The sequence below is a fragment of the Microcoleus sp. BM001215392 genome (assembly GCF_036700185.1).
Lineage (GTDB): Bacteria > Cyanobacteriota > Cyanobacteriia > Cyanobacteriales > Microcoleaceae > Microcoleus.
Genome location: NZ_JAUBOJ010000057.1, coordinates 1 through 23,497 on the forward strand (window position 1 = coordinate 1; position 23,497 = coordinate 23,497).

Genomic DNA, 23,497 nt, shown 5'->3' on the forward strand with positions numbered 1-23,497 from the left:
TTGACAGTTGACAGTTGACAGTTGACAGTTGACAGTTGACAGTTGACAGTTGACATTCAGTTTTAGAGGTTTCGCGACATAGCATTTACCAAGAAACCGGGTTTCTCATTTAAACGTGCGTAAGTTCTGATAATATAATTACTCATTTGGAGTGTCAATAAAAGACGATGGAAATCAACAAGCAGCAGCCGAGAATATCTATAAAACCTTCAGTAATTAAAGTTATAGCTCTGTTCTGCCTGTGCTGCTTGTTAACTGCAAGCTGCGGACAGGGGGCCAGTCGATCGCCCAATTCGCCCAATTCGCCCAATTCGCCCAACAACGATCGCGTTACAATTGGCACAACCTTGAAATTGCGGACGATCGACCCCGCCGACGCTTACGAAACTTTATCAGCGCAAGTGCTGCAAAATTTGGGCGATACTCTCTACAGCTACGAGTCGGGAACCACAAAGTTAATCCCCCACTTGGCGACAGCAATGCCAAAAGTGAGCAAAGACGGATTGACATATACAATTCCCTTGCGTCAAGGGGTTATTTTTCACGACGACACACCCTTTAACGCCGCAGCGATGGAATTTTCCTTGCAGCGATTTATCAAAAATGGCGGCCGTCCGGCTTTCTTGTTGGCCGATGCAGTAGAATCGGTGAAAGCGACGGGCGAATACGAATTAACTTTTCAACTCAAAAAGCCTTTTGCTGCTTTTCCTTCCATGCTGACATTTGGCGGTATTTGTGCAGTTTCTCCGAAAGCTTACGAGATTGGGGACGGTAAATTTAAACCCGATACTTTTGTGGGAACTGGACGCTACAAGTTAGCAAAGTACGGTAGCGATTCTCTAAAGTTTGACGCCTTTGATAAGTATTGGGGAGAAAAACCCGTCAATAAAGGTATTGACATTTTGCTGCTTTCGAGTTCTTCAAATTTGTTTAATACTTTTAGGACTGGTGCGATCGATGTAGCTTATTTATCCCTGGATGCGGATCAAGTTCGCAGCTTGGACGAGGGAGCAAAAAAAGGGAAATGGCAGGAAATAGCGGGGGAGAGCAGTACAGTTAGTTATATGACGCTGAATCTCAATTCTAAACCGCTGGATAAGTTAGAAGTCAGACAGGCGATCGCTGCGGCGATGGATCGGCCCTTAATTAACGATCGCGTCCTCCGAGGACAAGGCCAGCCTTTGTACAGCCTGATTCCCACAACCTTCGACGTTAACAAGCCAGTATTTAAAGAATTGTACGGCGACGCCAACATGACAAAAGCCAAGGAATTGTTAACAAAAGCGGGATATTCGGCCGCCAATCCGTTTATTTTTCAAATTTGGCATCCTACTGGTTCCACAAAACGAGCTTTAGTGGCGAGTACGATTAAAGCTTTAGCCCAACTCAAAATGGACGGGATAATGCAGGTGGAAGTTAACAGCGTTGAATCTCCGACTTTGTTTCAAAATATAGAGAAGGGGATTTATCCTGCGGTGTTAGTGGATTGGTACGCTGACTTTTTCGACGCTGACAATTACATTCAGCCGTTTTTAGATTGTGCGACGGGTTCGGCGGCCCGCGGGTGCGAGAAGGGTGCCAGTCAGGGGCAGGGTTCGTTTTATTATAGCGATCGGGTAAATCAACTAATCGCCAAGCAGCGCCAAGAACCAAACCCTCAAACCCGCAAAGCTTTGTTTGCCGAAATTCAAGACATACTGGGTAGAGACGTACCTTTCATCCCTCTTTGGCAGGATAAGGACTATACTTTTGCTCAGAATAACATCACGGGTGTCCGTTTAGAACCGACGCAATCTTTTCCCTTTTGGTTCCTGAAAAAGCAATAATTGTTTACAAGAACTGTTAAGAGTTTAAACGTCCATCATTCTATCATCTTTTGTGCACAATAGGGTGATGATTGTCACAGTTTATCGAAGAGACCGATCACCCCACTCTCTCCAAAAATGTTGGATATTATTAGTAGAGAGAGATATCGCTGAGGGTGAGTATATGAAATTTGGAATTTTAACAACAACAGGGCTGCTAATTGCGATCGGTTTTGCTTCTGGAGTCAAAGCAGAAAACGTATCACACGTCAAGCAGCTATTAGAAACTAAGAATTGTAGCGGCTGTGACTTGACAGGAGCGCAGCTTTCTGGTATTAATCTCAGCGGCGCGAATTTGAGCGGTGCAAATCTCAGCGGTGCGAATTTGAGCGGTGCGAATTTGAACGAAGCCAATCTGAAACAAGCAAATCTCAAACAAGCTAAATTGCCGGGTGCGAGTCTAATTGCGGCTAAAATGCACGGAGCCAATTTGGAGAGTGCTGATTTTACCCGCGCTAACCTGAGTCTGGCGGGTTTAGTAATTGCTAGTTTAAAAAATACGAACCTCACCAGCGCTAATTTAGTGGGCGCTAATTTAGAAAGTGCTAATTTGGCAGGTGCGAACCTGAGAAATGCTCGCCAGTCTGTATCGAATCTGGCTAATGTCAGCCTCCGGGGCGGCAGCTTGTCGGGGATAGACCTGCAGGGGGTTAACTTGCGGGATGCAAATTTGACTGGTGCAAATTTGACTGGTGCAAATTTGAACGGTTCGGACTTGACTGGTGCTAATCTAAAGGATGCTAATATGGCAAACGTAGATTTGAAAAACGCTGCTTTGCCGTAGGACGATCGCCAATTGCTATATCCAACTCTCGTGTTTAACAACCTTAATATAATAATGTAGGGGCAATTTCCGAAATTGCCCCTATAATTTTAATTGCCTTCATTCAGTTGACAGTTGACCGCTTGAGGGTTGAGCTGTGACAAAAGAAGGAAGAGGATTGGACTAACGAAGAGCCTGATTTTAATTGATCCCGATCGGGCGGGCGGGCTTTAAACTAATTCTTTCTGGTAATTTTAATTTTACGTTAAGCCTGAGATGAGAGAGGACTGAAGTCCGAACGATCAAACCTGGGAGTTATTTAACTTGATTTGAGATCAATCTTCGTCAGCGGCATCTTGCGCGAAACGGATAATGTCATCATCACCCAGGTATTCGCCATTTTGGATTTCAATCATCACCAGGGGAATCACGCCGGGGTTTTCGACGCGGTGAGCGGTATTCATGGGAACGTAGGTTGACTGTTTCTGCATGAGAATGATCTCTTTGTCATCGCAGATAACTTTAGCTGTACCGGAGACGACAACCCAGTGCTCGCTGCGGTGATAGTGCATTTGGGTGCGGATGTGGTGCCCCGGTTTGACTTCGATGCGATTGATCTTGTAACGATCGCCCGCGTCTATGACTGTAACTTTACCCCAAAACCGGGTTTGCGTGCGATCGTCAGTTTTTTCGATTGTGTCCACTGTTTCCACCATCCTGTTTATCTCGCTAGCGGTATCTGTAAAAATATCTGTAGTAGAAAGTATATCAGGGACTGGGTAAGTCGAGGTAGGTGCGTCGCGTGCGATCGGCTGCTGCAAGTTTCGCTAACGGCTCATTCCTGAGTTTTTATCGCAGAATCCAGGTTTAAGAGATCGATCGCCATTCGCGAGCATCCACAAACTAATCCAAATGTCCCACATTTGTGGTCGCAATCACCACTTCATTCCCTGTATTTACTTCCAATATTGCTTGAGCAGCCAGAATCACATCCCCGTCAAGTGCATTGGGCTCTGCCGTTGGCTTTCCTCTCTTTCGTGCATCCGCCCACAACTGAGCCGCTAGAAGCATTACCTCCGTAGTCAAAGGACGGTAGGGAATTTGCGATTTAAGTCGATCGAGTCGTTGAATACCTGCCGCCTTACCTGCACGAATTAATTCGCGCCTCACCTCATAGTCTGCAATTTCAGGGAGCATTACAATATAACCTTTAAGTGGCAAAGATTGCAGCCAGAGCTTACCCTCTTGATATAAAGGAGAGGCGGCTTTGGGATTTGTAACAATTCCTAAAGGCCCAGAATCTAACAATACTATTTTGCTCATGGACTATATATGCACCGGGTTTTCTTCTAGTGCTTTGCGAAGCACTTCAGCGGTTTCTGTTTGTTCCTGTTCATCTCCATCATCTACCCAAGACTGTAACAGCTTGCTCAGAGCTTCGTGCTGCTGCTGCTGTACAGGATCGATAGTTTCTGGTTGTTCATCATCATCTCCTTCCTCTCGCCACGATCGCAATAATTCGATCGCAGGTTGGTTTCTTTTGATCCTTTCCTCCTTTGACAGTTTAGTAAAATCTACGTTTTCAGGTGTCTGGGCGGGTTCCGACAATCCGGGCTTAACCGTCACAGTTTCCAGAAATAACCGCATCATTTTCAGCAAATTCGGCCAATATTTTCTCGGAGTTTGCTGAATTACACTGAGAAACTCTACCATTTCATTGCCAATGCGAGTTTCCGGCGCTGAAGTTGCTGTCGCTGGACTTTCACTGATTAAAGCTTGTTCAGACATACTTTTTTTCTCCTCAATCGGATTTATAGGAATTGGCAGGTCGATATCCTGGAGCGGAATTAGAGATTGGCGATCGAACTCGCCTCTACTTATATTGTAAACAATGGGATTTTCTTGAACCGCAGATGTCAGCGGATGAAAACAGATGTACGCAGATAACATTAATTCATCTGCGTACACCTGCGTTTATCTGCGGTTCAAAATAACCATCTCAGTCAGCGGGTGCATCTCATTTTTCAAGAGGGCGAAGCATGACCGCATATAAGTTATTAGTTATAAGATCATATTGACTGCGGTCATGCTTCGCCCCTACACACATATTTGCAAAACCCAGATGCACCCTGAGTAAGCTGCGATGATTTTACTTGCTCAACACACCATCTGGAATTCCCAAAATATCCTCAATTCGAGGCATATCTTCCAAAGCAATCACTCGCCCTTCATCCTCAAAACCCGCAATCTGATCGAAATTCAAATATCGATACAGATCGCTAGCAAAAGGATTAATTTTCTTCGCCACAATCTCGTGGTATTCTTCGACTGTGGGAATTCGACCCAACAGCGAACAAACTGCGGCTAATTCCGCAGAACCGAGATAAACTTGCGCGTCTTTACCCATGCGGTTGTTGAAATTGCGAGTCGAAGTTGAAAACACCGTTGTGGCATCTTTAACCCGCGCTTGATTGCCCATACAAAGACTGCATCCCGGCATTTCTGTGCGCGCTCCAGCGGCTCCAAAAATGCTATAATAACCTTCTTCTTTCAGTTGCTGTTCGTCCATGCGAGTGGGCGGACAAATCCACAGGCGAGCTTTCACTTCTCCTGCACCTTCCAATACCTTCGCAGTGGCGCGGTAGTGACCGATATTTGTCATGCAGGAACCGACAAATACTTCGTCTACCCGATCGCCCGCAACCTCACTCAACAGCTTGACATTATCCGGGTCATTCGGCGCAGCCACAATCGGTTCAGTAATCTCATTGAGATCGATTTCGATGATTTCCACATACTCCGCATCAGCATCCGCCTCCAGCAACACCGGATTAGCCAGCCATTCCTCCATCTTCGCCACCCGGCGCATCATCGTCCGCGCATCTTCATAGCCCCGCGCCACCATGTTTTTCAGCAGTGCGACATTAGAACGAATGTACTCAGAGACCGTCTCAGAACTCAATTTAATCGTGCATCCGGCGCAAGAACGCTCGGCCGAGGCATCGGTCAATTCAAAAGCCTGCTCAACCTTCAAATCTGGCAAACCTTCAATCTCCATAATCCGCCCAGAAAAGACATTTTTCTTATTCTGTTTGGAGACTGTCAGCAAACCTTTTTGAATTGCTACGTAGGGAATTGCATTCACAACATCTCGCAGCGTTACTCCCGGTTGCAATTCACCTTTGAACCGGACTAGAACCGATTCCGGCATATCCAAAGGCATCACGCCCAAAGCAGCAGCAAAAGCTACTAATCCCGAACCAGCCGGAAAGGAAATTCCCAAAGGAAAACGAGTGTGAGAATCGCCACCAGTTCCTACTGTATCGGGCAATAACATCCGGTTCAGCCAAGAGTGAATAATGCCGTCTCCGGGACGCAAAGCTATGCCCGCGCGCTGTGACATGAAATCTGGCAATTCGTGGTGAGTTTTGACATCTACTGGTTTCGGATAGGCGGCGGTGTGACAGAAACTTTGAATTACCAAATCGGCGCTAAATCCCAAACAAGCCAGTTCTTTTAACTCGTCTCGCGTCATCGGCCCGGTGGTATCTTGGGAACCGACTGTGGTCATGATTGGTTCGCAAGATGTACCGGGACGAACGCCGGACAAACCGCAAGCTTTCCCTACCATTTTTTGAGCTAAAGTGAAACCTTTTCCGGTATCGGCGGGAATGGTTGGACGGGTGAAAATTGGGCTGATTTCTAGTCCTAAAGCTTCGCGAACTTTGTCGGTTAAGGTGCGTCCGATTAATAGGGGAATTCGACCGCCGGCGCGAACTTCGTCGAGAATTGTGTCGGGTTTGAGGGTGAAGGTGGAGATGATTTCTCCGTCGGAGTTGGTGATGGAGCCTTTGTAGGGATGGATGGTGATTACCATGCCGGTTTCCATTTTGGCGACATCGCATTCGATCGGCAATGCGCCGGAATCTTCAGCGGTATTGAAGAAAATCGGGGCGATCGCACTTCCGAGAATATATCCGCCGTTGCGCTTGTTTGGTACAAACGGAATATCGTTACCAATGTGCCACAACACAGAGTTAATCGCCGATTTCCGCGAGGAACCGGTGCCGACAACATCGCCAACGTAGGCGACGGGATGACCTTTTTCTTTTAATTGGGCGATCGTTTCTAAGGCCCCGGGCATCTTGCTTTCGAGCATCGCCAAAGCGTGCAGGGGAATGTCCGGTCGCGTGGTAGCCTGAGGTGCGGGAGACAAGTCATCGGTATTAGTTTCTCCTGGCACTTTGAAGACGGTAACAGTAATGGCTTCGGCTAGTTCGGGGCGCCCGGTAAACCACTCGGCATCAGCCCAGGAATCGACTACCTGCTTCGCGTAGGGATTGGTATCCGACAGGGCGAGAATGTCGTGGAAGGCATCGAATACTAACAGCGTTTTGCTCAAGGCGCGGGCTGCGGTGGCGGGAATGGCGATTTCGGCTGTGGGATTGAGCAAATCGATTAAAGATTGGACGTTGTAACCGCCCATCATTGTCCCCAGCAGGTAAACTGCCCATTTGGGAGCAATTAGCGGGCTGTGGATTTCGCCTTTAGCAATACCTGTCAGAAAACCAGCTTTGACATAGGCGGCGCTGTCCACACCGGGCGGCACGCGATCGCGCAATAATTCGATTAACGCGGATTCTTCCCCCGGTGGCGGATTTTTCAGCAATTCGCAGAGTTCCGACGTTTGTTGGGCGTCTAGCGGCAGCGGTGGAATTCCCAATGCGGCTCTTTCGGCAGCCTGTTGGCGGTAAGATTCAAGCATTTTCCTCTCTCCTCGGATAGTTTTGGGTAGTTATTTGCAGATGGCCGGGCGGTTGAAACCGCTCCTATACCAACAAAACCCACTCGCCTGCGGGTTGAAGACCGTGGGTGGATTGAATTACATTATCCTCTGGTGTCCCCGAGGCAGACATCGTTTGTATAGACGTGGTTTCAACCCTACGTCTTATATTATCTGAACCGCTATTGAGCCATACATGAAAATTTAACGCAACTTCAGGAACAGTACATTTTCCTACCAAAGATAGATGCGATCGCCGCTGGGAGTGCAACCCAAACTCTGGTCGAGCTGTTGCAGAGGACGTAGAGTTACATTGATCTGGTTAAGATTAATGTAGTGGGGTACTGTCGAGCGTCCTCTGCATCTGAAAATCGTCCGTTACCCTCAGTTAAAAAAAGTTATCCGCTCAATGGATCAATTCAAAAATGGAAAGTTTGACCCCTGAAAACGGTGAAGACTGTCAGGGCTGTGCCCAAGAGCCCGACTTGTACAAAGAGTTGCCAGGAACCAAAGAATTACTGCTGACGATCGCCAATTCGATGCCGATGCCGATGATCGTCAGCACTCTGCCTGACGGCACAATTCTTTATAGCAACGATTTATGCCGTCAGGCTTTCGGGCTCAGGGCACGGGAGTCGCTCGATGGCGAAAAAGCCTCCATTCTCTACAACAACCCCGCAGAGCGCCAGGAACTGCTGCTGGATCTCGCCCGCAACGGACACGTCCGCGAGACAGAAGTCCGCCTCAAAAAAGCTGACGGGACGCTGTTTTGGGCAACTGTATCGATGCGGCATTTGACATTGCTGTCGCAAAAAACCGTGCTATCGGTGTTTTGCGACATTACCGAGCGCAAGCTTGCCGCCACCAAGGAGCAGGAATTACTGGCGTCAATCCACTTGCGGGCCCGCCAGCAAGCGGCCGTGGCTTACTTGGGACAGCAGGCTCTGGTAGAAACAGATTTGTTGGCATTGATGGACAAAGCAGCGGTATTGATTGCTCAAACGCTGGACGTTGATTATTGCCAGTTGTTAGAACTGTTGCCCTCAGGTCATGCTTTTCTGTTGCGATCGGGTGCGGGCTGGCAGGCCGGGCTTGTGGGTAGCGCTACTGTTACGGCTTCTAGTCGATCGCAAGCAGGTTACACGTTGCTCATGGGTCAACCGACGATTGTTGAAGACTTGCGACTCGAAACGCGCTTTAGCGAGTCGCCCCTGCTGCACAACCACCGGGCTGTCAGCGGCGTGACAGTCATCGTTCCGGGCAATCGGGGACTGGGCAAAAGAAACTGGGGACACGCAGAAGCAACGAATAGTTGCTCTGCGCCGGTGTGGGGGGTTTTGGGGGTTCACACCAACAGGCGGCGGGTATTCAGTCAAGATGACGTTTATTTTGTAGAAGCGATCGCCAACGTATTAGCCGCGGCGATCGAGCGGATTCGATCGCAAGAGCGGCTGCAAATGATGGAACGGGCGATCGAAAGTTGTAGCAACGGCATTGCGATCGCCGATGCGGCGATTCTGGATCATCCGATTATTTATGTCAATCCCAGTTTTGAGCGGATTACCGGTTATCGCAGAGACGAGTTAATCGGAAAAAATTGCCGATTGTTCCACGGTAGCGACAGCGACACAGCCGCTGCCAGACAATTGCGCACGGCGATGGCACAAGGGAAAGAATCTCAAGTTATTTTACGCAATTTTCGGAAAGACGGCACGCCTTTTTGGCAGGAACTGTCGATCGCTCCGGTGTACAACTTGCGGCGCCACTTAACCCACTTTATTGCAGTGCAAACAGACATCACCGACCGCCAGCGATCGGAAGAAGAATTATTTTTTCAGTCTCAAGCCTTAGCAACTTTCAGCGCCAATCTCAAACACTTGCACCGGATTACAACTTATCATTATCAAAACTTTGAAGAACTGGTTGACGATTATTTAACAGCAGGCTGTTTGATGTTTGGACTTTCTCTTGGCATCATGGCACAAGTTGAGAGCGAAACTTTTATTGTGCGGGCAGTAAAAACAACAAGTTTAGGATATTTCGAGCGCGGTTTAAAATTGGATTTGGGCGAAACTTACTGCGCCGACGTGATGAAACATCAAAAAACGCAGCTATTTTATGATGTGGGAACCAACTCAGAAATCCGCCAACGTGCAGTCTATCAAAAATGCAAGTTAGAATCTTACATCGGCACTCCGATATTTGTCAATAATAAAGCTTACGGTACGTTAAGTTTTAGTTCTCCAGAAATCCGGCGCAAAAAAATAGAAAACCATGAAATAGAAATTATAGAATTGATGGCTCAAAGCATCGGCAAATTTCTGGCAGTTTACCAAATGGAAGTCGAACGGCAGCAAGCCGAAAAAGAGCGCTGCGATTTAATACTATCTCTTCAAGAAAGTGAAGAACGCTATCGCCGTTTAGTAGAACTGTCTCCCGAAGCGATCGCGGTTCACATTCAAGGGAAAATAGCCTACATCAATGCAGCAGGCGCTAAACTCTTGGGCGCCAGTTCTCCATCCGCGCTAATCGGCTTTCCGGTATTAAAATTCGTGCATCCCAACTATGTGGAAACAGCCAGAGAACGAATGAGGCAAGTCGAGGAAGAAAATAAGCCTATAGAGCTGGCGGAAGAAAAACTAATGCGGCTCGACGGACAAATAATCGACGTTGAAGTTGCCGGCATCCCCGCGACTTATCAAGGCTCGGCCGCCGTCCAGATTATTATCAGAGATGTCACCGAGCGCAAGCGAGTAGAAAGGCAACTGCTCCACGGTGCTTTTCACGACGCCCTGACTGGTTTACCGAACCGGGTTTTGTTTATCGATAGGCTCGGACAAGCCATCCGCCGCTCCAAACATTCCCCCGATTATAAATTTGGTTTGCTGTTTTTAGATTTAGACCGCTTCAAAGTAGTTAATGATTCTTTAGGGCACATTCTCGGAGACAAACTGCTCATCGCTTTGGCGCACCGCCTGCAAACCTGCGTGCGAGCTTCTGATACCGTCGCCCGTCTTGGGGGAGACGAATTCACCATCCTGCTAGACAACATTCAGAGCGTCTGCGACACCACCCTAGCAGCTAACAGGATACAAACAGAACTGACACGACCGTTTAATATCGAAGGACACGAAGTATTTACCACCGCTAGCATTGGGATTGTTTTCAGTCGGGGCTCCGTCGCAGCAGCCGACGCCGGAGGCGAATCACATCCATACGCTCACCCCGAAGAATTTTTGCGCGATGCTGATATTGCTATGTACCGGGCTAAAGCTTTAGGAAAAGCCCGCTACGAGGTGTTTAATTTGGCGATGCACGACCAAACTATCTCGCTGTTGCAGTTAGAAACTGACCTGCGGTTAGCTATTTTTGGTAAGGAAGAATTAGGTGGGAGTAAGGATGAATGTTCGGACTTTATTGTACATTACCAACCAATTGTCTCGATCGCCAGCGGTGCGATCGAGGGTTTTGAAGCTTTGGTGCGGTGGCACCACCCGGTTCGGGGTCTAGTAGCGCCGTCTACTTTTATTCCTGTAGCCGAGGAAACAGGCTTGATCGTACCTTTGGGAGCATGGGTGCTGCGGGAAGCTTGCAGGCAATTGCGTCTTTGGCAAGAAATGTTAAGGGATGTTCAAGGAAGTACGTCCGCTTCTTTTGTAGCGGATGTAATGGATGTAACGGATTTTACTGATACAGGGAAGGAGGAAAAGGGAAGAAGTCCGAGGGAAGAAGAAAGAGGAAAAAAATTACCAATTCCAAATTACCAATCACCAATTACTAATTCCCGATTCCCAATTCCAAATTACCAGCTCCCAATTATCGATCCTGCGGAATTAACAATGAGTGTAAATTTTTCTCCCAAACAGTTAGGGATGGCGAATTTAATCGAACATATTGATAAAATTTTGGCAGAAACAGGCTGCGATCCGAGCTGTTTAAAATTAGAGATTACTGAAAGCGCGATTGTCGAAAATGTTACTAAAGCTAACATTGTACTCGCCGAATTAAAAGGCAGAAATATTCGCTTGTCGATCGACGATTTCGGTACTGGGTATTCGTCTCTGAGTTACTTGCACCGCTTTCCCCTAGATACTCTGAAGATCGATCGATCTTTTGTGAGCCGCTTGGGGGCGATCGAAAACGGCGACAGCGGGGGTCAGCCTTTGCAGATTGTGCGGGCGATCGTAACTTTGGCTCACAATTTGGGATTAAATGCGATCGCCGAAGGTGTTGAGACAGCCGAACAATTAGCCCAGCTTCGGGAACTCGACTGCGAATTAGCTCAGGGATATTGGTTTTCTAAGCCTTTGGACAGTTTAACGATGACACAAATGCTGATAAATCTCGGTAATATCGCATCTGGTTAAATAGTGCTAAAAACTGCCTTGAAAATAACTTTTAACTCAGCGTTATATCAATTTTGGTTGTATCGTCAGGTGATTTAACTGCTGTTGACGCTCTTGAGGCGGAGCTACAGAACAGAAAGATGAATGATATCAAATCCGCTCTTCATCACCCTGTATTCATCTCTCTCTGCGCTCTTGGCGCCCTAGAAAGGTTAAATCACCTGACGATACAATCGGAAACGATATGATTCCTCGGCTTGACGGAACTGGTATTACTCGTTGAGGATGCCACAATACGGTTATATCGTTCGGACTTGGGTCTTGGGGAAGAAGGACGCAAGTGCGAACGATATAACCGTTGCAAATTGCGGGATCAGCGAAGCGGAAGGAATTGAGCGCACATAATATTAGCAATTAGCTTTGAGCGGAATCTCGATCGCAAATTCTGCACCATTTCCCGGCGAAGAAGTGCATTTCAGCGAGCCGTTGTGTCTGTCGGTAACAATTTGATAGCTAATTGACAAGCCCATTCCAGTACCTTTTCCCACAGGTTTAGTGGTAAAAAATGGGTTAAAAAGTTGATTGCAGGTAGTCTCTGTCATTCCCGGGCCGTTGTCAGCAATCCGAATCATGACTCTACCGGGTTTTGACATTTCAGTCCAGATGCGGATCGAGCTGGGATTTTCGCGCATTTGCTCGGCAGAAAGCCGCGAGTCTCTTTCTTCCAAAGCATCTAAAGCATTGCTCAAAATATTCATAAATACTTGATTTAGCTGTCCGGCATAACATTCTACTAAGGGCAATTGAGCGTATTCTTTGATCACTTCAATTTCTGGATGATTGTGTTTGGCTTTGAGTCGGTGCTGCAAAATCATCAGAGTGCTATCTATGCCCTCGTGAATGTTGACTGCTTTCATTTCTGCTTCGTCCATGCGGGAGAAGGTGCGCAGAGATGCCACGATGAGCTGAATTCTGTCTGCACCGACTTTCATTGAGGTCAACAGTTTCGGCAAGTCATCCATCAAAAAGTCGAGTTCAATCGCTTCTACTTCCTCTTGAATTTCCGGGACTGGATCGGGATAGTGGTTTTGGTAAAGTTCTATCAGGTGTAGTAAGTCTTGAGTATAGTCGTTGGCGTGACTGAGATTGCCGTATATAAAGTTAACTGGGTTGTTAATTTCGTGGGCAACTCCGGCGACGAGTTGACCGAGAGATGACATTTTTTCGCTTTGAATTAACTGCGATTGAGCGCTGGTTAATTGCTGCAAGGTTTGCTCTAATTCGCGAGCTTTGTTGCGAGTTTGGGTGTAAAGATCGGCTTGGTTGAGGGCGATCGCCAATTGAACTGCGATCGCTTGCAACAATTCAACTTCGCTGTCGTTCCAGGGCCGCACAGAAGTGCTGTTGCAGCAGCTAACTGCACTCACTACCCCAGAAAGTGCCTGCATGGGGATAATTAATACAGATTGGTAGCCCATGGCTCGAACGGTTTGTTTCCACACAGGATCGGCGACGGTTTCAACATCATCCACCTGCAATATTTCCATATGCAAGAGTTTTTCTGCTACTGGGCCGAAGTCGGAAGCCGGATAGCGACCTCTTAAATCGGGAAGTTGGGCGCGGCGAGATTCTTTAATGATCTCCCAGTAAGGTATATCATTGTCTGTGCGGTACCAGCTAAAGTTGCAGCGATCGATCTTCAGGAAAGCGCGAATTTCCCTAACTGCGACTGTAACGATGCTGTCGAAGTCGAGGGAATTGCGGATTTGAGCGGTGAGACTGTTGATTAGTTTTTCTCGATCGGCTTGCTGCTTGAGTTTGGCTGACGATCGCCTCAAGGCAATTTCTGCTAATTTGCGATCGGTAACGTCTTCGGTGACAGCTAATAGATATTGCGGTGTGCCATCAGCACCGAGTATGGATGTTTTCTTAGTGTGAAATATCCGCGATTCTCCTTGGCCCGTTTGAATATCTTCTTCGGCAATTTCTACAATTTGCCCGCTGTTGAGCACTTGCCGGTCTTTGGCGGTGAAAAAATCCGCTTGTTCTGTTGGGAAAAAGTCGTAATCATTTTTGCCTATAACTTCTGCTGCGCTGAAACCGAGCAACTCTTCGGCTGCGGGATTCCACAGTACAAATCGCAGTTCTTGGGCATCCTTGGCAACTACTCCTACGGGTATGGTTTTGAGGACTGATTCCATAAATTGTTGAGCGCGTTGCAGTTCGCATTCTGCAAGTTTGCGATCGCTAATATCTCGCACGTTGGCAATGACGCTGAGATTGCCGTTGAGATGAATTCTTGACAGGGCAATTTCTGCATCAAAGGTTGAACCGTCATTGGGACGCCTGGCTTTCCATTCGATACGGGTGCTTTCGCCTGATAATACTTTTTCCCAAAGTTCTCTCATTAGTTGAATAGGATTTTGGTCGCTGGAATAGTCCTTGGTAATTGATGATTTCATTGCTTGTTCCCGACTAACTCCATACATTTCTAACATTCGATTGTTGACATCGAGAATGTTACCTTCTAAGTCTTGAATGAAGATAGCGTCGTAGACATTGTTAAAGATGGTTCGCAGGTTTTGTTCGCTTCCTTGCAGCGCCGCTTCTGCAAGGAAGCGATCGCCAATTTCTTGTTCTAACTGAGTGACTGCTTCAGAAAGTTCGGCGGTGCGATCGCGAACTCTGTCTTCTAGCTCGGTTGCTGCTTGCCGCAGGGCTGCTTCGGCGGCTTTGCGATCGGTAATGTCGATCGCCGTGCCGAACAATTTTACCACCTTGCCGCCGGCATCGGTTTCGGAGCGGCCCAGGGCGTTGAGGTGCCGCACGGTGCCGTCGGGACGGCAAATGCGGAAGTCAAAATCGAAGGGAATACCTGCTTGGAGTCCGCGCTGTACTAAGGTTCCCCACAATTCCAAATCTTGGGGATGGATCAGAGCGACCTGTTCGGCAACGGTGGGCGCAAAGGCGGCCGGTGCGAGCCCGAAGATGCGGAAGAGTTCTTCCGACCAAGTGACGGTTCCGGTGGCTGCGTCGAGTTCCCAATTGCCGACGTGGGCGAGTCTCTGGGCTTCTTTGAGCTGGCGCTGGCTGTCGCGGATGGCGGTTTCGGCAATTTTGCGATCGGTGATGTCGAGCAATACACCGGAAAATACGATTTCGCCGGTTTCGGTGCGGGTGGGCATTGAGTCGCCCTGCCACCAGCGGATCTCGCCCGAAGGCTTGACTAACCGCCCTTCGTAGTGCCACAGGGAAATATTGTCTACGGCTTCGTTGATGGAAGCGATGTAGCTTTCCATATCTTCGGGGTGGACGCGGGAAATGAAGGAGGTGAAATCTTGCATCATTTCTGCTGCGGTGATGCCAGCGATATCTGCGATGCGATCGCTCATGTAGTCAACTCTCCAGACTCCATCGCTGCTGCAAAATTGAAACAGAGCACCGGGGATGGTGGCGGCGATGGTCCGAAACTTGGCTTCGCTGGTACCCAGGGCGGCAAAAGTCTGGCGCAGTTCGGCGGTGCGTTCTTCTACTCTGGTTTCTAGTTCTGCATTAGCCCGCTGCAATGCTGCTTCTGCCCGTTTGCGATCGGTAATATCGGTGGCTGTACCCGTGGTGCCGAGGATGTTGCCGGTGTCGTCGTACAGGGCGATCGCGTTGAACATCAAATGTTTGATGCTGCCGTCTTTGGCGATGTGGGTGGTTTCGTGCTGAAAAACTGATTCTCCGTCAAACAAGCGGGCGAAAACTGCTAAATCTTTCTGGCTTTGTTCTGGTGTCACAAAGTCCGAGAAAGGCCGATCGATCATTTCTGCTGGTTCGTAACCGTAGATATACTTAACTGCGGGGTTGACGAAGGTGAATTGCCCCTGGGCATTGACCGACCAAATCATGTCTTGGGAGGTTTCTACCAGGCGGCGGTATTGGGCTTCGCTGGCTTTGACGGCTTCTTCTGCTGCTTTGCGTTCCGTCATGTCCCGGGAAACGCCGACAGTCATGACAACTTGGCCGTCTTGGTTGCGGATCGGTGTTTTGACTGTGCTGAACAGCCGCACTTTTGAGTCGTAGCGCGTCGCCGGTTCTTCGGCAATTTGCAGAGTCTGTCCGGTTTCAAATACCAAGGCGTCATCTTTGACGTACTGGAGAGTATTGTCGGGATCGGCGAAAGGTGAATCTACGATGCCTTGCAGTTCCTCTTCAGTCATGCCGTAATAGTCGCGGAATGCTTGATTTGCCCAGACGATTTTCGATTCTGGGCCTTTGACTAAAACCATATCGGCGATCGAATCGAGAATTTGGTGATATTTTTGCTCGCTGTCGCGGAGTTTCTGCTGTGTAGATGCTATTTCTGCTAATTGCCTTTGGGTTTGCAAGTGCAATTCGGCCTGAGAAATTGCGACTGCTAAATGGTCGCCTACTTGTCTGGCAAATTCGATTTCGTCTTCCTGCCACTCGCGGGGTTGCCCGCAGGAGTGAATGCACAGCAAACCCCACAAATGTTGCCCTTGCAGTAGCGGTACAACTAAGTTTGCTCTGATTTGAAATCGCTTGAGGATTCTGAGGTGACAGGGGCTCAACCGGGCTTTGTAGATGTCGCTGACTGATTGAACGTATCCTTTGGCATAGTTGGCTGCAAATTGTTCGCCGAAGCAGTGATCGTGAACTTTTGCGCCCAGAGATGGGCTGTATTGGGGCAGTACGTCTTCTGATACGACTTCGCCGTCGTTCCAGTCGGACTCGGGAATGAAGCGGTAGACGGCGACTCGATCGGCATTTAGAAGTTGCCGAACTTCGGTGGCTGTGATTTTGAATATTGTTTCTAAGTCTAGGGATTCGCGAATTTTGCCAATCACTCCCATCAGGGCTTGCAGCTTTTTGAACCAAGTTTGAGACTGCATTTCTCTTTCTAGGTGAGCTAGCTTCTCGCGCAGGTTGGTTACTTCTTGATACAGGTATTCATGAAACATAATTTTATTTGTTTAGTTATTTTGCGGTTTGGTATCGAGGTACATAGCATCCCCATAGTGCTCTGCAAGTTGAGCCTGGTAAATCGCACGCCAAGGCGAAGGACATATTTTCTGATTGCTGCTTCCACTTAGCAGCTATTCGCACTGAATTTCCGTATTTTTTCTAGATTCATAAGTCGATATAGGATTTTGACTCAGTATATATACTGAGTCAACGGGCGAGGGATGATTGGCTACTGGGTACAATTATCAATTTATTGATAATTGTACTCAGTAAACATACGCATAAACTCGGTTTATTAAGGTCATTAAGTAAGGGAAACTCCGAAACGGGAAAACAGAAACCTGGTTTCTTCGCGGGAGTGCGCCCAGAGTCCTGACTAATTTTGACATTTTTTTTCGCTAGCCTGCGGTGGCAATTGTCACTTTTTTATTATTGTAAACTCGATGGATTGTTTCGTGGGGTTGGCGATCGAATATCCTGTTGAGAGTACCTCTATTAAAATTTATTTGAATTGAGCAGAGCGCCTTTTCTCTCGTTTTCGCTAATTATCGCTGGATTAGTCCTAAATTATAGTTAATACATTTTTGGATAAAATAATATTTTTCAGACCGCTGTCCGCGAACTCTAATTCTTTTATGCGATGCCTCTGACTTGTGAAATTTATTAAAATATACTAGATTTGAATTGAAGCAATATTGGAGCGTTGATAAAAATACAGAGATCGGGCTCTTCAAGATAGAGCGATCGCCCGGATTGTAGCCGCCCCGTCTTGCGATCGCCGTGAGTTTATGGTACTTTATATTTAGTAGCGATTAGTTGCTGGCATCAGGAGTTTTTAGTATCATTTTTGCTTCCTCAATATTTTGGGCAACCACTTTGCCAGATGCGATTAAAGCAGCTTTTTCTGTATCGCTGAGTTCGAGTTCAATTACTTGTTCGACTCCCCGATATCCCAAGCGGCAGGGAGAACCTAAAAAGATATCTTGCACGCCGTATTCGCCGTGCAAATAAACTGAGCAAGGCAAGAGTCGCGACTGATTGAGTAAAATTGATTCTACCATCAAACAGGCGGAAGATGCGGGTGCAAAATAGGCGCTAGAATTCTTCATCAATCCTACTATTTCGGCGCCGCCGTGGCGAGTGCGCTGTACGATGCGATCGATCGCCCCAGCATCCATCAGTTGAGCGATGGGAATGCCGTTGACCGTGGAATAGCGCGGTAAGGGAACCATCAAATCGCCGTGGGAACCGATGACTGTGGCGCAGACTTCAGCAATGGAAACGCCCAATTCCATCGCAATAAAAGTTTGAAAGCGGGCGGAGTCGAGAATGCCGCCCATACCGATAACTCGGTGTTTTGGCAAATCCACAGCTTCCCAGGCTAAATATGTCATAATATCTAGGGGATTTGTGATGGCGATTAAGATTGCTTCGGGGGAATGGGCGATCGCCTGTTTGGCGGCTTCTGTGACAATTCGAGCATTGATTTTAATTAAATCTTCGCGATTGATACCGGGTTTGCGCGGAATTCCGGCGGCAATAACGACGATCTTTGAGTTGGCTGTATCTATATAATCATTTGTACCGATAATTTGGCGATCGTGCCGTTCGACTCCCCGGGCTTGCATCAAGTCCAAAGCAACGCCTTGCGGCCAACCTTCGACGATATCTAGCAATACTACATCTGCTAAATTTTTCTCGGCAATTCGTTGGGCTAAGGTGCTACCGACTTTGCCTGCACCGATAATTGAGACGCGGGTTGATGGGGAAGTCATTAGATTTTAGATGTGAGATTTTAAGAATGAGCTTAAGTGCGATCGGGTGCGCCTTGTGTGCTCTACGTTACATTAAATAAGGTGCGCACCGCGCACCCTACTTTACACTAAAAACAGCGATGTTTTGTGTTTGCGAGTTACTTAAAATCTTCTAGTTGGTCTACGCGCAGCCAAATGTTGGGGGTGGGAACTTTGCCGAATTTGACAAAGGCGTAGTCGCCGCGAACATCAATCACTTCGCCTTTTGTTTCAAATAGATAGGAGGAAAAGCGGTGGTCGCTGGCTTGGGCTTCTAGACTGTTTTCTAATTTTTCGCGAATTGCGCGGACTATGCTACCTTTTTTGATTGCCATAAGTTGCTCTGTTTCGTTTATAAAAGTATATAAATTTTAATGCCGATTTGGCTTTAATACCAGTTAAAAGAGTTGGTGGTTGATTGAGCCGGCGGTTGAAACCGATCCTACACAAGCCAAGTCAGCCTCCGCAGACACAAGAGTCGGAAGCTGAGATTTAATATATGCGTTAAATCTGGTACAAAATCTGTTGGCGAACTGGTTATTTTTGGCAAGCGGGGCAGTAATGAGTCGATCGCCCTGCTAATTTTATCTTTTCGATCGGCCGATCGCAAGTGCGGCAGGGCTGACCGGCGCGATTGTAGACCCAAGCGACGCCGCCGTAGTTACCGTTGACGCCTTGGACGTTGAGAAAATTGCTGAATGTGGTGCCGCCGTTTGCGATCGCCTGCTGTAAAACTTGAATAATAGCTGTATGAATGCGATCGATTTGTTCTCTTGTCAAATCGGCGCACAGAGTTATCGGCATCACTCCCGACAAAAACAAAGTTTCGTCTGCGTAAATATTGCCCAAACCCGCTACGAGTGACTGGTCTAGCAAAGCTGTTTTAATTGGTCGCGCCCGTCTGTGCAGCTTTTGGGCCAAATATTCTGTGGTAAATTCGTCTGAAAACGGTTCCGGGCCTAGGAGTTTCAGGCCGGTGACTATGCTGTCCACTGCTGTTTCTGGGGGCACGTACCACATTTGACCGAAGGTGCGCTGGTCTACAAATCGCAGTTCTTGGTTTCCCTCAAGAAACAGTCGCACTCGTGTGTGTTTTGGTAGGGCTTCATCGCCATTCACCCACAGGAGTTGTCCGGTCATTCGCAGGTGGACACCCAACCAGCCAGTTTTGGAAGGCAGGAAGTTCGGCAACGGATTTTGTAACGGATGTTTGGAAGAAGCAGGAGGGAATAAGGAAGAAGGAAGTTCAGAACTCCTTGGACTTTCGCCCTGAAATTCTCTCACTCTCCCCCTCTCTCCCTCTCCTCCTCTCTCCCTCTCCCTTTCTCCTTCCGAGCATTGTGATAGTTCTGCCAGGAGGTATTTGCCGCGCCTGTACCACCGTTCGATCGACTTTCCTTTGAGTTTTGTCAAAAAATCGGTCGCAGAGATTGAGCGGGCGATCGAGCTGTTTAACAGCACGTCTCCGCCCAAAATTTCGCGATCGAGGGTAAGTTGGTTCAAACCCCGGCAAATAGTCTCAACTTCTGGCAGTTCTGGCACAATTAGCGCTGTTCTGTTCCTTGGTTGGGCGAACCTTCGACGGTTCCAGGAGCTTCCGCACCGGGCTTGCTGTCGGTCGAAGTTTTCGGCTGGTTGGGGGCGCCGCCGCTGCCGGTTTTCCGGGTTTTCTCGTCGAGAGTGGTTTGCTTGCCGCCGGAAGCGACTGGAGTTGCGGTTTTGGCTTTGGCTTTGGGGGCTGCAACTTCTACTAATTCGCTTTGGGCGTAGTTGTTGGTGTTGACGCCTGCGTAATTGACGGTGTTAAAGCGAACGATAACTGGGTACTTAATGCCGCTTTGGTCTACCGTAGCAACGGTGCCCACTTCTTGATACCAGAAGGATTCTTTGCGGAGAATCCGGACTGTCGAACCGCGTTGAACCATGAGCTTTGTTTCCTTTGCGATCAATAAATTGATAAAGCCATTTTTTTTACTTTAGTCGATCGCGTGACGCATTTAAAGTCTGTAACGAAATTATTGTGTTCGGCGACCTGTTTTGGTTGTTGATTTGTAAAGAAAAGTAAAGTTGTTTTGAGGGCGATCGCTGGGGTGGAAAAATAAATAAACAGACATTATCCGTTAAATACAAGCTGTGCGATCGGGTTGAAAAAAAACTTTACAAATCGGTTAGCGAGACTGGTGCTTTAATATCTGGCGCTAGTTGCCGGGGCCGCCAGGGGTTGCGAAGGCCGTCAGCCCGTTGCTGGGGCCGCCAGGGGTTGAAAACCCCTGTCTCATAGCTAAAGTCGTCTAAAGACGACTGAATAGCTGATATTAATTAGCGTTGTACTAATTATCTGGCCGCGCTAAACTATGGCAAAGTATGGGAAGTATTTAAATTATGTCCTTAGTTGATTTAGCTAATACTAAAGTTAGGGTAATTGGATGCAGTGCGGTAATGGGTGTTGCGCCAATGATTGCCAGCGCGATCGCCAATCCGGTTGTGACAGCAGCATTGGGTGCGATGGCAAATCCAACGGTTGGGGGAATTTCGATCTTAGCGACGATTGCTGCTGGTATCGCGGGGAATATGGCGGCGAATGACTTGGGAAATCGGATGGCGGAAAAACTGGGGAAAAATCCGAATATTCTGGACAATCACGATTTGATTAAGGCGGCGGGTGAGGCGATCGGCTATATTTTGAGAGAGGTTGCGAAGTCCGATCGATTAATTGCGATCGCCGAAACCAAAAAATTGCCTTATCCAGAACGGGCTTTAGATGAATTAGCCGAAAAAACTCCCCAATACTGGCTGGATATTAACACGAGTACAGCCGATTTGTCAAGGGGTTTACAGATTTCCGAAGAACAGCTAACCAAGATTTTTTCTGCGGATGTCGAAGAGTTCGATCGCGTTACCGGATTGACACCAGCAGATTGGGCAACTTTCCTGGGGGAATTCGCGGCCAGCGAGGGCAAATCCTTCGATGCGGAAATCGTGGAATTTGTGGCGGACAAACTGTATACAACTTTCCCGAAAGCTTACCGCGAAGTGCTGAAACTGGATGCGGCGAAGGGAGGCGAAAAGTTTGCGCAGATGCTGTTGAATTTACACCAAATTGCTTTGACGGAACTGAAAGATTTGGGGCTGCAAAATGGGGAAATCCTGCAAAAATTGGAGGCCGTGGCAACTCGGCAGCAGATTTGTCAAGTGATGGTGAAGTTGGAGGCGATCGAAATTGGCATCCGGGACGATTTGGCGCAGATTAAAACATCACTGGAACGATTTGTCGATACTTCCGCGCCCCGATTGCCGCTTCCCTACGAGTGCGAAACGATTATTGCCGATCGGACTCAAGACTTTACCGGCCGCGAATTTGTGTTTGAAGCAATTATCGAATTCTTGCAGAAAAATCCCAAAGGCTATTTTGTTTTAGAAGCCGATCCGGGTGTCGGGAAAAGTTCAATTATGGCAAAGTTAGTGCTGCTGATGAAGCGGCGCTGTGTTGTCCATTTTAACTCGCAATCTCAAGGCATTGTCCGCGCCGAACAATTTCTGGAAAATGCCTGCACTCAGTTAATTCGAGGCTTTCAACTAAATTATCCGCAACTGCCGGAAAATGCGACCAGAGATCCCATTTTTCTGAGTCGATTGTTGGGGGAAGTCAGCGCTAAATTGGGCGGCAAAAAGTTGATTATTGTCGTCGATGCCCTGGATGAAGTGGATCTCAGTTTGCAGGGGCGCGGCAGCAATGTTTTGTATTTGCCAGATTCTTTGCCGGATAACGTTTATTTTATTGTCTCCAAGCGACCGGAATCTCTGCATTTGCCAAATAATCATCAGGTTTTTGATTTGATGCAGTACAGCGCAGAAAGTTTGGCGGATGTCAAGGTTTATATTGACAAACGCACGGGGAACAGCGCGTCAATTCAGAGTTGGATTAACCGTCAAAATTTGCAGCGCGAACAGTTTGTGGCGGCGGTGGCAGAAAAAAGCCAGAATAATTTTATGTACCTGCGCTACGTGCTGAATGATATCGATAGCGGCAAGTACAGCGATGTGACTTTGCAAGATTTGCCGAGGGAGTTGGAAGGATATTATCAGAAGCATTGGGGGCGGATGGAAATGGCGGTTAAAGATAAAGAATTGCGCCGCCGCAAGTTGAAGGTGATTTATTTGTTGACCAAAACTCGCAAGCCAGTTTCTTGCGATATTTTGGCGGATTTTGCTGAGGAAGATGCTTTGGATGTGCAGGAAGTTCTCGATGATTGGGAACAGTTTCTGCGACGTAGCGGTGATAGTCCTCCCGATTACAGTATCTACCACGCGAGTTTCCAAAGATTTCTGCATCGTATTGATGTGGTGCAGAAAGCTGGGGTGTCGCTGCGGGATATTGAAACGGCGATTTCTGATAATTTGTGGGAGGATTTGTACGGCGATGAGTAAGTTTAAAGAACGGTTGGGGAAACTGTCGCCGAAAAAGCGGCTTTATGCTTTGGAAACTCTGCCGGGGCATTTGGCGGAAAGTGTTCAAGGGGAACGGCTGCATCAGTTATTGACGGATTTTGATTTTATTGAGGCGAAGTTGGATGCGATCGGGGTGCAAGGGTTAATTGAGGATTACGATTTGGCGAGGGTTTCTGATGTTTTGTTGTCGGAGGGGCAAACTGAAACTTTGCGGTTGATTCAAGGGGCTATTTGCGATTCGGCGCACGTTTTAGATGAGGATAAAACCCAATTGGCAGGGCAATTGTTGGGAAGGTTGCTGGATTTTGAATTGCCTGAGATTCAGGGGATGTTAGAACAGGCTAAGCATTTGAAAAATAGTGTTTGGCTGCGACCTTTGAGGGGTAATTTAGAACGACCAGAAAAAGGATGTTTGCGAACTCTTTTCGGTCATAGTGATTCGGTAACAGCAGTGGCGATCGCACCGGATGGCAAAACCGCGATTTCCGGTTCAGACGATAACACCCTGAAAATCTGGGACATTGACA

Annotated in this window: 13 protein-coding genes and 1 pseudogene; 5 read left to right on the top strand and 9 right to left on the bottom strand. The window is 47.8% G+C overall.

All coding sequences use genetic code 11. The features are described 5' to 3' along the window. Positions 1–167: 167 nt before the first annotated feature. Together QT974_RS09290 and QT974_RS09295 are read left to right on the top strand one after the other, a co-directional pair. Positions 168–1,826, top strand: a complete 1,659-nt coding sequence (locus QT974_RS09290) for an ABC transporter substrate-binding protein (protein ID WP_333468218.1) — start codon at positions 168–170, stop codon at positions 1,824–1,826. A 163-nt stretch (positions 1,827–1,989) separates the two neighbouring features. Further along, a complete protein-coding gene (locus tag QT974_RS09295) occupies positions 1,990–2,649 on the top strand; it encodes a pentapeptide repeat-containing protein (protein ID WP_333468219.1) in 660 nt (219 codons plus the stop codon). A gap of 314 nt (positions 2,650–2,963) precedes the next feature. Here the strand turns inward: QT974_RS09295 and QT974_RS09300 are convergent, their stop codons facing one another. The 4 genes from QT974_RS09300 to acnB all read right to left on the bottom strand — a co-directional run bounded on the left by QT974_RS09300 (position 2,964) and on the right by acnB (position 7,393). Then, the gene (locus tag QT974_RS09300) at positions 2,964–3,344 is read right to left on the bottom strand and encodes a cupin domain-containing protein (RefSeq protein ID WP_442933167.1); all 381 of its coding nucleotides are present in this window, start codon (positions 3,342–3,344) and stop codon (positions 2,964–2,966) included. A 187-nt stretch (positions 3,345–3,531) separates the two neighbouring features. Continuing rightward, on the bottom strand, positions 3,532–3,951 hold the full coding sequence (locus QT974_RS09305) for a nucleic acid-binding protein (protein ID WP_333468220.1): 420 nt from the start codon (positions 3,949–3,951) through the stop codon (positions 3,532–3,534). A 3-nt stretch (positions 3,952–3,954) separates the two neighbouring features. After that, positions 3,955–4,578 carry a hypothetical protein gene (locus QT974_RS09310; RefSeq protein WP_333468221.1) on the bottom strand — a complete coding sequence of 208 codons (624 nt, stop codon included), beginning with the start codon at positions 4,576–4,578 and terminating at the stop codon, positions 3,955–3,957. A gap of 199 nt (positions 4,579–4,777) precedes the next feature. Continuing rightward, the gene (gene acnB, locus QT974_RS09315; RefSeq protein ID WP_333468222.1) at positions 4,778–7,393 is read right to left on the bottom strand and encodes a bifunctional aconitate hydratase 2/2-methylisocitrate dehydratase; all 2,616 of its coding nucleotides are present in this window, start codon (positions 7,391–7,393) and stop codon (positions 4,778–4,780) included. 443 nt (positions 7,394–7,836) lie between these two features. Between acnB and QT974_RS09320 the strand changes: the two genes are divergently transcribed. Continuing rightward, complete coding sequence (locus QT974_RS09320) at positions 7,837–11,778, top strand: EAL domain-containing protein (protein ID WP_333468223.1); 3,942 nt, start codon at positions 7,837–7,839, stop codon at positions 11,776–11,778. A gap of 386 nt (positions 11,779–12,164) precedes the next feature. On the opposite strand, the gene QT974_RS09325 is transcribed toward QT974_RS09320, so the two are convergent. The 5 genes from QT974_RS09325 to QT974_RS09345 all read right to left on the bottom strand — a co-directional run bounded on the left by QT974_RS09325 (position 12,165) and on the right by QT974_RS09345 (position 20,446). Beyond that, on the bottom strand, positions 12,165–16,724 hold the full coding sequence (locus QT974_RS09325) for a PAS domain S-box protein (protein WP_333468224.1): 4,560 nt from the start codon (positions 16,722–16,724) through the stop codon (positions 12,165–12,167). Positions 16,725–17,540: 816 nt separating this feature from the next. Beyond that, positions 17,541–18,503 (bottom strand): malate dehydrogenase, encoded by a 963-nt coding sequence (gene mdh / locus QT974_RS09330; RefSeq protein WP_333468225.1) that lies wholly within the window; start codon positions 18,501–18,503, stop codon positions 17,541–17,543. A gap of 137 nt (positions 18,504–18,640) precedes the next feature. Then, the gene (locus tag QT974_RS09335) at positions 18,641–18,856 is read right to left on the bottom strand and encodes an NAD(P)H-quinone oxidoreductase subunit O (protein WP_333468226.1); all 216 of its coding nucleotides are present in this window, start codon (positions 18,854–18,856) and stop codon (positions 18,641–18,643) included. A gap of 202 nt (positions 18,857–19,058) precedes the next feature. Further along, positions 19,059–20,063 carry a DNA-formamidopyrimidine glycosylase gene (locus QT974_RS09340; RefSeq protein ID WP_333468227.1) on the bottom strand — a complete coding sequence of 335 codons (1,005 nt, stop codon included), beginning with the start codon at positions 20,061–20,063 and terminating at the stop codon, positions 19,059–19,061. Positions 20,064–20,065: 2 nt separating this feature from the next. Next, on the bottom strand, positions 20,066–20,446 hold the full coding sequence (locus tag QT974_RS09345) for a photosystem I reaction center subunit IV (RefSeq protein ID WP_333468228.1): 381 nt from the start codon (positions 20,444–20,446) through the stop codon (positions 20,066–20,068). Between the two features lie 457 nt (positions 20,447–20,903). Between QT974_RS09345 and QT974_RS09350 the strand changes: the two genes are divergently transcribed. Together QT974_RS09350 and QT974_RS09355 are read left to right on the top strand one after the other, a co-directional pair. Beyond that, the gene (locus tag QT974_RS09350) at positions 20,904–22,949 is read left to right on the top strand and encodes an ATP-binding protein (protein ID WP_333468229.1); all 2,046 of its coding nucleotides are present in this window, start codon (positions 20,904–20,906) and stop codon (positions 22,947–22,949) included. Next, positions 22,942–23,497 (top strand): annotated as a pseudogene (locus QT974_RS09355) (WD40 repeat domain-containing protein); the annotation flags it as partial. The gene QT974_RS09350 and the pseudogene QT974_RS09355, both read left to right, overlap by 8 nt.

Coding starts and splice junctions, on each gene's coding strand:
- QT974_RS09290 (WP_333468218.1), top strand. CDS start 168: ATGGAAATCAACAAGCAGCAGCCGAGAATATCTATAAAACCTTCAGTA.
- acnB (WP_333468222.1), bottom strand. CDS start 7,393: ATGCTTGAATCTTACCGCCAACAGGCTGCCGAAAGAGCCGCATTGGGA.
- QT974_RS09345 (WP_333468228.1), bottom strand. CDS start 20,446: ATGGTTCAACGCGGTTCGACAGTCCGGATTCTCCGCAAAGAATCCTTC.
- QT974_RS09325 (WP_333468224.1), bottom strand. CDS start 16,724: ATGTTTCATGAATACCTGTATCAAGAAGTAACCAACCTGCGCGAGAAG.
- QT974_RS09350 (WP_333468229.1), top strand. CDS start 20,904: ATGTCCTTAGTTGATTTAGCTAATACTAAAGTTAGGGTAATTGGATGC.
- QT974_RS09295 (WP_333468219.1), top strand. CDS start 1,990: ATGAAATTTGGAATTTTAACAACAACAGGGCTGCTAATTGCGATCGGT.
- QT974_RS09300 (WP_442933167.1), bottom strand. CDS start 3,344: ATGGTGGAAACAGTGGACACAATCGAAAAAACTGACGATCGCACGCAA.
- QT974_RS09310 (WP_333468221.1), bottom strand. CDS start 4,578: ATGTTATCTGCGTACATCTGTTTTCATCCGCTGACATCTGCGGTTCAA.
- QT974_RS09335 (WP_333468226.1), bottom strand. CDS start 18,856: ATGGCAATCAAAAAAGGTAGCATAGTCCGCGCAATTCGCGAAAAATTA.
- mdh (WP_333468225.1), bottom strand. CDS start 18,503: ATGACTTCCCCATCAACCCGCGTCTCAATTATCGGTGCAGGCAAAGTC.
- QT974_RS09305 (WP_333468220.1), bottom strand. CDS start 3,951: ATGAGCAAAATAGTATTGTTAGATTCTGGGCCTTTAGGAATTGTTACA.
- QT974_RS09320 (WP_333468223.1), top strand. CDS start 7,837: ATGGAAAGTTTGACCCCTGAAAACGGTGAAGACTGTCAGGGCTGTGCC.